This window comes from Pseudomonadota bacterium (assembly GCA_034660915.1).
Taxonomy (GTDB): Bacteria; Desulfobacterota; Anaeroferrophillalia; order Anaeroferrophillales; family Anaeroferrophillaceae; genus DQWO01.
The window spans coordinates 1-2,658 of the sequence record JAYEKE010000150.1; the positions used below are offsets into that span (position 1 = coordinate 1).

Below are 2,658 nucleotides of genomic sequence, written 5' to 3' on the forward strand. Positions count from 1 at the left end.
ATAACCTTTGATCCGCATGATATACAATGATAATAAGTCATGATTAGGGACGCTGTTAATTAGTTGACTAATGATAGAGAATAGCTCCAAAATAAAATCAAAAAATGAATGCAACCACGAAGAACACGAAAGACACGAAGAAAAACAATTTTTTAGTCCTTCGTGCTCTTCGTGTGCTTCGTGGTCATTACATATCCAACGTATTTTCATATAAAATCTTTTTTTGGTTCCGGCTATGCCGGCTTAGGTTGGTTAAGAATAACACCCAATGAATGAAAGTTTGTAATAGCAAAACATCTTGTAACCATTCATCTAACAACTCAATTTAAATAGATAACTAACGCAGGCTACGTCCACAACCCAGATTTTATTTTACCATGAAGACATGAAGAACATGAAGTGTTGTGTTGTAAAGAATCTTCATGAACTTCATGGTGAAATCATTCATATTGTCAAAAAAGATAAAAAACTCACGGCAGCACAAAGATGCAATCTTTTTTCTTCGTGTTCTTCGTGTTCTCCAGTGAGCGTAGCGAATGGGTGGTTAAAAAGAATTTCTTGTTTTTTTACCCCTCAAGGGGGTACTGAAAAGAGTGACAGGTTTTCAGGAGTAAGATACTAAATGATGGGAAAATGCATGAAACGCTCTCATAAACAACGATGTACCAAACTGCAAAATTTTTCAGCCGTTCTGATACTGCTGGTTTTCGCTCTCCTGTGCGCCCCCCAGTCTGCCGGCAGCAAAATATATCTGGAAATCAATCAACCCCATATCCGCAAGATTCCCCTGGCCATCGCTCCCTTGAGATCACTTGATGGCCGGAAACAGGGAGGAAAGCTGGCGGATACCTGCCGGGAGGTCATGATCCATGATCTGGATTTCTCGACTTTTTTCAATGTTCTGGGAGATTCAAGCACCTACCTGGAAAACAGTCGGAAAAGCGGCATTTCCCTGGGCACATTTGATTTCAAGGACTGGTCACTGATCGGGGCCGAGCTGCTCATCAAGGGCGGTTATTACCAGACCAACGATCAGTTTATTCTTGAACTGCGCCTGTTCGATGTCTTCAGCCGAAAAATGATCATCGGCAAACGATACCGCGGACGCCTGCAGGATCAACGGCTCATGGCCCATAAATTTGATAATGAAGTGGTCAAGGCAATCACCGGGCTGCCGGGAGAATTTTCTTCAAAGATTGCCTTTGTCGGCAAAAAACAAGATCGCCATGGGGTAAGCCAGGAAATATATATCATGGACTATGATGGTGCCGGGCTGAAACAGGCTACTCATAACAGGGCCATCAATCTTTCGCCGTCCTGGGCTCCGAAGGTGACAAAACTTGCTTTTACCTCCTATAAAAAGGGGAACCCCGACCTCTATGTTATTGATTTCAACCGGGGCCGGGAACGGCTGATTTCCCGCAAAAAGGGGATCAACGCGGCGGCTGAATGGTCCAAAGACGCCTCCCGGATTGTGCTCATGCAACGTTTTGAAGACAACAGTGAGATCAGCATTATTTCAGCAAACACCGGCCGGCTGCTCAAGCGACTGACCAAAAACTGGGCGAATGAAGCCTCTCCCTGCTGGTCTCCATCAGGGAAGAAAATTGCTTTTGTCTCGGACCGGGCCGGCAGCCCCCAGATTTACACTATGGAGCTGGGCAACAATAATCTGCGGCGCATAACCCGTTCCGGCAGCTACAATGCTCATCCCAACTGGTCAGAATTCAATAATAAAATTGTCTTTACCTCCATTATTGACGGCAGCTTCCAGATCTGCACCATCAATCCTGACGGCAGTGGCCTGCAGCAACTCACCTATCTGAAAGGGAACAATGAAGATCCGACCTGGTCTCCCAACGGACAACATATTGTTTTCACTTCGTCTTCCAGCGATATCAGACAGCTGATGGTGATGAACCTTCATGGCCTGGACATTAAAACAATAACCCGGGGAAAGCTGGATAAAAAAAGTCCCACATGGTCAGGAAATCAGTAATGACTTCGTAAAAATAATCCGCGGACCTCAACAAGGAAAGCTTAAAACCAGTAAAACATGATTTTTATTATCGATAAATCCAGCTTATTAACTTGATTTTTTAAAAAAAAGACGTTATTGGTGATTGGATGAAAGCTACTAACTGACAATTAACTTTTTTCAAATTAGAATGGAAAGGAGAAGACACAATTATGAAACATGTGAAAATGGCTATGCTATTCGTTCTGCTGGCAAGTGTCGCGGTGATGTTTTCCGCTTGTGCCACCTGCAAGACCAAAAAGGTTGAAGAAGAAAAAGTCTCCCAGCCGGCAGCCATGACCGAACCGGCAAAAATTATCCCGGAAAAACCGGCGGTCGAGGAAGCTGCCCTTTCTGCCACACCAATGCTTGCCGTAGGGGATAAATTGGGCCCCGTCTATTTTGATTTTGACAAGTATAATCTTAAAGATCTTTCCCGGGACCAGCTCACTGAAAATGCTCAGTGGTTAAAAAACAATCCCGGAGCAGTTGTCAGGATTGAGGGCAATTGCGATGAACGGGGTTCCAACGAATACAACCTGGCCCTGGGAGAGCGGCGGGCGTCCAGCGCCAAAAAATACCTTGTCTACCAGGGAATATCTCCCAACCAACTGGAAACCATCAGTTATGGTGAAGAAAAA

At 44.6% G+C, this 2,658-nt stretch carries 2 protein-coding genes; both read left to right on the forward strand.

Annotated features, from left to right (window positions below; genetic code table 11):
• Positions 1 to 637: 637 nt before the first annotated feature.
• Positions 638 to 1,999: a DPP IV N-terminal domain-containing protein gene (locus U9P07_08800; protein ID MEA2109501.1), complete on the forward strand. Its 1,362-nt coding sequence runs from the start codon at positions 638 to 640 to the stop codon at positions 1,997 to 1,999.
• Positions 2,000 to 2,190: 191 nt separating this feature from the next.
• The coding region (locus U9P07_08805; GenBank protein ID MEA2109502.1) for an OmpA family protein at positions 2,191 to 2,658 on the forward strand (468 nt) is incomplete at its 3' end.